Here is a 7,492-nt window from a genome sequence, read left to right as displayed (position 1 = left end):
TCCAGCAGCAGGCGCTGGAAATCGGCGGCGCTCAGTTCCAGCAGGTGGCAGAAGCTGGTGGCCTTGGCGCGGCTGCGCCGCCGGCCGGGGTGCAGCAGCTCCGCCTCGCCCACGAAGTCGCCATGGGTGAGCAGGATGCTGTGCCCGTCCTGCTGCAACTCCACCTCGCCCCGGCTGATGAAATAGACCGAGCGCGACGGCTGGCGGCGGCGGTAGATCCACTCCCCCGGCACGGTGAAGCGGCTGGTCACGCTCATCGCCAGGTCGTGCAGCAGCGCGTCCTGCAGCCCGGCGAAGGCCGGGAACTCCTCGATCCGCTTGTCCAGCCCGAGTTGGATGTTGAACTGCAGCGGGCGGGAGACCTGCCGGCGCAGCGTCTCCAGGCCGCGGATCAGCTCGTCGTACAGCTCCTCGCCCACCAGGGATTCGTGCTTCAGCGTGGCGTATTCCTCCGCCTCCAGCCGCAGCCCGATCTGCCGCAGGATCCGCGTCTCCAGCGCCTCGGCATAGCCGGGGTATTGCAGGCGCAGCGTCTCCATCGCATCCGCCAGCAGGTCCTCGCGGCGGGCGACGATGTCGGAGACCACCTCGGTCACGCGCGTGCCCAGCACCGGCTCCATCCGCCGCCGCACGAAGCGCTGCATGGAGAGGGCGACGAGATGCGTCAGCAGCAGCATCTCGAAGCGCTCGGCCATGCAGTGCATCAGCGGCGTGTCGATGCGGAACTTGCGGTGCAGCCACTGCGCCAGGTGGAAGCGCAGGCTGGGCTGCAGCCGCCGCCGCGCCGCCTGGATGTAGCCGAGCCGGCCCTCGCTGCGGGCGCCGTCGATCATGCTCTCGGCGTTCCACAGCAGGTTCTCCATCACCCGGCGGGAGAGGCCCTGGTCCTGGAACATCTCCAGCAGCAGGGAGCGCTCCTGGCTGGCGAAGGTGATCAGGCCGAGGATGACGCGCTCACGGTCGGAGATGGCGGTGTCGAAGGTGTTGGCCGCCGTCTCCACCCGCACGCGGCGCTCGTAGAGCTCCACCACATGGGCGCGGGCGGGGGCGGAGAAGCCCAGCTCGGCGGCGGTGCCGCGCAGCTTGTCCCGCACCTCGCCGAGGCCGATCGCCACCACCTGGTTGCGCAGCGCCTGGTCGGCCGGCGAGAGGCGGTCGAGCTTCAGGAAGTGCACCAGGAAGCGCAGCGTGGTGCCGTTCACCAGCAGGGTGCTGAGCACGTAGCCGGTGGCGACGATGGCGACGAATTGCTGCACCGAGCTCGGCACCGCCCCGTTCTCGGTGACGGAGAGCGCCAGCGCCAGGGTGATGGCGCCGCGCATGCCGCCCCACAGGATGGTCACCTTGAAGGGGATGGGCACGCGCTGCGAGAGGCGGGCCATGGCCAGCAGCGGCATCAGCCCGAACAGCACCGCCGCCCGCGCCGCCATGGCCGCCAGGATGACGATGCCGATCAGCAGCAGGTCGTGCTGCTCCATGCCCAGCATCAGCCGCGGCACCAGCATCGAGGCCAGCACGAAGACCAGGGAGCTGGCCCAGAAGGAGAGCTGCGCCCAGACATCCTGCAGGAACTGCCAGCTCTGCGGGCGGAAGGTGGAGGGGCCGACCGCGCTCACCGTCAGCCCCGCGGCGGCGGCGGCCACCACGCCGGAGAAGCCCAGGAACTCGTCGCACAGGATGTAGGTGACATAGGGCAGCGCCAGGGTCAGCGTCATCTCGGCGGTGCGGTTGCCGCCCAGCAGGGGCAGCACGCCCAGCATCATCCGCGCCAGGATGAAGCCCACCGCCAGCCCGCCGATGAAGGACAGGACGAAGGTGACCACCGCCGCCATCGGGTCGCCCGGGTGCTGGCCGGTGAGCTGGGCCAGGAAGATGGTGAAGATGGAGATGGCCGCCGCGTCGTTCAGCAGGCTCTCGCCCTCCACCAGCCGGGTGAGGCGGGAATTGGCGCCGATCTCGCGGAAGATGCCGACCACCGCCGAGGGGTCGGTCGTCGCCACGATGGCGCCCAGCATCAGGCAGGCGGTGAGCGGCACGCCGGCGATGGGGGCGAGGGCGAAGCCGATCGCCGCCGTCGTCACCAGCACCGCCACCACCGCCAGCACCAGCACCGGCGCCGCGTCCCGCGCCAGCCTGCGCACGTCGATCGAGAGCGCGCCGTGGAACACCAGCAGCGGCAGGAAGATGAAGAGGAACACCTCGGCGTTGATCGGGAAGTGCAGCAGGGTGTTCGCCGCCTCGTCCAGCGCGCTGGTGTGCGAGGTGTTCAGCAGCAGAGTCGCGCCGCCGCCCAGCAGCACCCCCACCACCGCCAGCAGCACCGTGCTGGAGAGCATCAGCCGCCCCGCGAGCGGCTGGATGGCACTGACGACGATCAGCAGCATGGCGATGGCGAGGAGGGTATTCGGCAGGGTCGTCAGCATCGGTCCGCTCGTCTGGCGCCGCGAGGAGATGGCACGGGGCAGGGGAAGGAAGGCCACTCTGGGCCAATACTGGGGCGGATGTGGGGCGCGCCGCGCAGGCCTTGAAGCCGCCCCGCGTCTGGAGCATGGCTTTTCCGCCGCGCCACGGCATCCTGGCCGGCTTTTCAAGGAACAGCCCGGCATGGCGACGAGGAACCCGCCCGCACAGGCACCGCAGCAGCAGGAGCGGCCGGCCCGCGCCCTGCGTGGCGCCGCGATCAGCTTCCGGGCGGACCCCTTCCTGGCGGAGGACCCCGCCGCCACGCTGCGCCACTGGCCGGACGCGCTGATCCGGCTGGAGGGCGGGCGCATCGCCGGCATCGGGGATTACTCGGCGGAAGCGGCGGCGGGGCTGGCGGTCACCCACTACCCGGACGCGCTGATCTGCCCCGGCTTCATCGACACCCATGTCCACTACCCGCAGCTTCCCATGGTGGGCGCCTATGGCGAGGGGCTGCTGGAATGGCTGGAGCGCTACACCTTCCCCGCCGAGATGGCCTTCGCCGATGCGGAGCACGCGGCGCGGGTGGCGCGGGTCTTCCTGCGCGCCCTGCTGGCCGCCGGCACCACCACGGCGGCGGTCTATGGCACGGTCCATGCCGCCTCGGCCGAGGCCTTCTTCACGGAATCGGCGCGGCTGGACACGCGGATGATCGCCGGCAAGGTGCTGATGGACCGCAACGCCCCCGCCGCCCTGCTCGACCCGCCCGGCGGCGGCATCGACGAATCGGCGGCGCTGATCGAACGCTGGCACGGCCGGGGGCGGCAGCTCTACGCCGTGACGCCGCGCTTCGCCCCCACCTCCAGCCCGGCGCAGCTCGCGGCCGCCGGGCGGCTGTGGCGGGAGCACCCTGGCACCTACCTGCAGACCCATCTCTCCGAGAGCCCGCCGGAACTGGCCTGGGTGCGGGAGCTGTTCCCGGAAGCTGAGGACTATCTCGACGTCTATCACCGCGCCGGCCTCACCGGGCGGCGCGCCGTGTTCGGCCACGGCGTCCATCTTTCCGAGGCGGAGTTCTGCCGCTGCCACGCCACCGGCTCGGCGCTGGCGCACTGCCCCAGCTCCAACCTGTTCCTGGGCAGCGGCGCCTTCCGCCTGTCCGCGGCGAAGCGGCGGGACCGCCCGGTGCGCGTGGGCCTCGGCAGCGACGTGGGCGCCGGCACCAGCCTCTCCACCCTCCGCACGCTGGGCGATGCCTACAAGGTCTCGCGTCTGAATGGCACACGCCTCTCGGCCGTGCAGGCCTTCTGGCTGGCGACGCGCGGCGGTGCCGAGGCGCTGGACCTGGAGGACCGTATCGGCAGCCTGGAGCCCGGCATGGAGGCCGACCTCGTGGTGCTGGACCTGAAGGCCACGCCCCTGCTGGAGATGCGCATGGCCGCCTGCGGCAGCCTCGCCGAGCAGCTTTTCGCCCTGATGACCCTGGCCGACGACCGCAGCATCCGCGCCACCTACGTCGCCGGCGAGCGCCTGTACGGATAGAAGAAAGATGGGGGGTCCGGGAGAATTCCTTCCCCCGGCCTTCCCTTTAAAGCTTCACCACCAGCTTCCCGAAATTCTTCCCCTCGAGCAGCCCGATGAAGGCGTCCGGCGCGTTCTCCAGCCCTTCCGCCACATCCTCCTTCCAGCGCAGCTTCCCCGCGCGGATCCAGGCCGCGCCGCGCTCGCGCCAAGTGGCCCAGGCGCGCGGATGGTCGGAGACGATGAAGCCCTGCAGGCGCAGGCGCTTGCGCACCACGCTGGTCAGGTTGGGCCCGGGCGGCAGCGGCCGGACGTTGTAGCCCGCCACCATGCCGCAGAAGGCGATACGCCCGAAATCCCGCATGCGGGGGAACACCGCCTCCTGCACCGCGCCGCCGACATTCTCGAAATACACGTCGATGCCGCCGGGGCAGGCTTCGTCGAGCTGCGCGCCGAGGTCGCCGCGATGGTCGAGGCAGGCATCGAAGCCCAGCTCCTCCGTCACGTAGCGGCACTTCTCGGCGCCGCCGGCGATGCCGACGACGCGGCAGCCCATGGCCTTGGCGATCTGCCCCGCCACGCCGCCCACCGCGCCGGAGGCGGCGGCGACGACGAAGGTCTCCCCCGGCCGCGGCTGGCCGATCTCGGTGACGCCGACCCAGGCCGTGGTGCCCGGCATGCCCAGCACGCCCAGATAGGCGCTGGGCGGCACGCCCTCCACCCCGGGCAGCTTCTGCACCGTGTGGCCGGGGGCGGCGGAATAGAGCTGCCAGCCGCGCGCGCCGCCCACCCAGTCGCCGGGCGCGAAGGCCGGGTTGCGGCTCTCCACCACCTCGCCCACGCACTCGCCCTCCATCACCTCGCCCAGCTTCACGGGGGCGGAGTAGGAGGCGCTGTCATCCATCCGCCCGCGCATATAGGGGTCGAGCGAGAGGAAGCGGTGGCGCACCAGCACCTCGTTCTTGCCGATCTCGGGCAGCGGCGTCTCGGCCAGCTCGAAATGCTCGGGGCCGGGCCGGCCCGTCGGGCGGGCCTTCAGCAGGATCCGCCGGTTCTGTTCCGTCATGCGCGTGTCTCCCTGGTTCTGGCTCGGGTCGCGGCACTCTGCGCCGGTCCCGGCGGGCTGCCAACGCAGAAGGGGGAGGGAGGCTTCGCCTCAGCCCAGGCGGCGCAGCCAGCCCTCGAGCCGCGCGGCGAGGCCGGGCCAGTCCGGCTCCAGCATCATCAGGTGGCCCATCCCGGGCAGGAACTCCGCCTCCGTGCCGTGCCACAGGGCGCAGCGGCGCACCGCGTCGGCCGGGATCAGCCGGTCCTCCCCGGCGCCCAGCACCAGCACGCGGCGGCCATGCAGCCAGCCATACGGCACGGGCTGGGGCAGCTGCGCCTCCAGCAGGGCGGCGCGGGATTCGCCGCCCATCCGCGCCACCAGCGCATGCGCCCGGGGCTGCGGCATGGCGGCGCTGAACAGGGTGGTGGCCAGCTCGGGCGGGGCGCTGCCCACGGGGGCGTCCATCCGCGCCGCCTCGGCCCACAGCACCGGGTCGGTCAGCGCCAGCCGGGCGGAGGAGAACCACAGCCCCTCGGGCGGCACGGGGGTGAGCAGCGCGGCGCCGCGCACGGCGGGCTCCATCAGCAGGCGCTGCGCCACCAGGGCGCCCAGCGAATGGCCCACCAGCACCACCGGCCCCTGGAGCCGCGCCAGGGCGGCACGCGCCTGCACCACGTAGTCGGTCAGGCCGGAAGGGCGGTGATGCGTCTCCCGCGCCATGTCCAGCACCCAGCCGGAGAAGCCGGCCTCCGCGAGATGCGCGGCGAAGCCTTCCTCCCACACCCAGCCGCCGCAGCCGGCGCCGTGCAGGAACAGCAGGGCCGGCGCGGCCGCCACGGCGGGGCGCTGGCGGCCCCGCGCACCCGCCGCCGGGAGGTGCCGCAGCCCCGGATGCGCCGAGGCATTCCCAGGCGGCAGGGAGACGCCGACATCCGGCATCAGCCGAGCCCCTCGCCGGGCATGGCGGCGCGCAGGCCGTCCACCGTCACCTGTGCGCTGGCGGGGGGAACCCCCAGGCGCTGCAACACGAAATCGGCCATGCCCAAAGCCACCTCCCGCTCTCCCATCAGCGCCATGCCGACGCCGCCCTCCTGGCGCAGCCAGGCCATCTCGTCATCGTCATGGGTGCGCACCGCCACCTCCACCGCCGGGTTGGCGGCGCGCGCCAGCTCCATCACCCGCCGCGCCTCCCAGGCGCCGGGCAGGGCCAGCACCAGCAGCCGCGCCTGGCGCGGGCGGGCGGCGGCCAGCACGTCCTCCCGCGTCGCGTCGCCCCAGATGACGGGCAGCCCCTCCGCCCGCGCCCGGTCGGCGATGCGGCGGTCCTCCTCCAGCACCACCAGCGGCAGGCCGTGCCGGCGCAGCGCCGCGGCGATGGTGCGCCCGACGCGGCCATAGCCCACCAGGATGGCGTGCTCCCGCAGCCCCGGCAGGGCCGGGTGCGGCGGCGCGGGGCGGCGCGGCCGCTGCCAGCGGGCCAGGGCGCGGCTCGCCACCAGCCGGGGCACCGCCGCGCCGAAGGCGCGCGCCGTCAGCGGCAGCAGCAGGATGGCGCCGAAGCTGCCGAGCAGGATCGGGCCGCGCGCCAGCGGCGGCAGCAGCCCCTGGCCGATCGCCAGCTCGGCCAGCACGAAGGAGAACTCGCCGATCTGCGCCAGCGCCGCGGCGACGATGGCGGCGGTGGCCGGCGGCACGCGCAGCGCCAGCAGCAGCAGGAAGGTGGCCAGCCCGGTGCCCAGCAGCACCACGAGCAGCGCGGCGCCCGCCGCCCAGGGCGCCGCCGCCAGCGCCGCCGGGTCCAGCAGCATGCCCACCGAGAAGAAGAACAGCGCGGCGAAGACCCGCTGCAGCGGCAGCGTCTCGGCCGCCGCCTGGTGGCCGAGGTCGCTCTCCCCCAGCACCACCCCGGCGAAGAAGGCGCCCAGCGCGAAGGAGACATGGAACAGCGCCGTGGCGGCGAAGGCCACGCCCAGCGCCACCACCACCACCGCCAGGGTGAACAGCTCGCGCGAGCCGGCGCGCGCCACGCGCTTCAGCGCCCAGGGCAGCACCCGCCGCCCGACCAGCAGCATCAGCGCCAGGAAGGCCGCCAGCTCCGCCACCGGGCGCAGCAGCGCCCAGCCCAGGCCCTGCGTATCGCCCCCCGCCAGGGTCGGGATCAGCACCAGCCCCAGCACGGCGATGAGGTCCTGCACCACCAGCCAGCCCAGCGCCAGCCGGCCCGGCTCGCCGGAGAGGCGGCCGCGCTCCTCCAGCACCCGCGTCGCCACCGCCGTGGAGGCCAGCGCCAGGGCCAGCCCGAAGGCGAAGGCCCCCGCCACCGGCAGCCCCAGCAGCACATGGCCCACGAGCCCGCCGAGCAGCCCGCCCAGCGCCACCTGCGCCACCGCCCCTGGCAGCGCCACGCGCCACACCGCCAGCAGGTCCTGCGCCCGGAAATGCAGCCCGACGCCGAACAGCAGCAGCCCCACCCCGATCTCGGCCAGGGTGGCGGTGAAGCCGGGATCGGCCGCGAGGCCC

5 protein-coding genes are annotated in these 7,492 nt (G+C 73.5%); 1 reads left to right on the top strand and 4 read right to left on the bottom strand.

What is annotated here, in order from left to right:
- Window positions 1-2,423 (bottom strand): cation:proton antiporter (locus ACZJYS_RS21050; protein WP_493180217.1); only part of this gene is annotated, 2,423 nt, incomplete at its 3' end.
- 181 nt (window positions 2,424-2,604) lie between these two features.
- On the opposite strand from ACZJYS_RS21050, the gene guaD reads away from it, so the two are divergent.
- Window positions 2,605-3,945: a guanine deaminase gene (guaD, locus tag ACZJYS_RS21045; protein ID WP_493180216.1), complete on the top strand. Its 1,341-nt coding sequence runs from the start codon at window positions 2,605-2,607 to the stop codon at window positions 3,943-3,945.
- A 46-nt stretch (window positions 3,946-3,991) separates the two neighbouring features.
- On the opposite strand, the gene ACZJYS_RS21040 is transcribed toward guaD, so the two are convergent.
- From ACZJYS_RS21040 to ACZJYS_RS21030, 3 genes are all read right to left on the bottom strand, one after another.
- Window positions 3,992-4,990: an NADP-dependent oxidoreductase gene (locus ACZJYS_RS21040; protein ID WP_379652171.1), complete on the bottom strand. Its 999-nt coding sequence runs from the start codon at window positions 4,988-4,990 to the stop codon at window positions 3,992-3,994.
- Between the two features lie 90 nt (window positions 4,991-5,080).
- The gene (locus ACZJYS_RS21035) at window positions 5,081-5,911 is read right to left on the bottom strand and encodes an alpha/beta hydrolase (protein ID WP_493180215.1); all 831 of its coding nucleotides are present in this window, start codon (window positions 5,909-5,911) and stop codon (window positions 5,081-5,083) included.
- The coding region (locus ACZJYS_RS21030) for a cation:proton antiporter domain-containing protein (RefSeq protein WP_493180214.1) at window positions 5,911-7,492 on the bottom strand (1,582 nt) is incomplete at its 5' end. The genes ACZJYS_RS21030 and ACZJYS_RS21035, both read right to left, overlap by 1 nt.

This window comes from Roseomonas sp. TS2, assembly GCF_058833935.1.
This window is presented reverse-complemented; position numbering and strand designations above follow the sequence as displayed.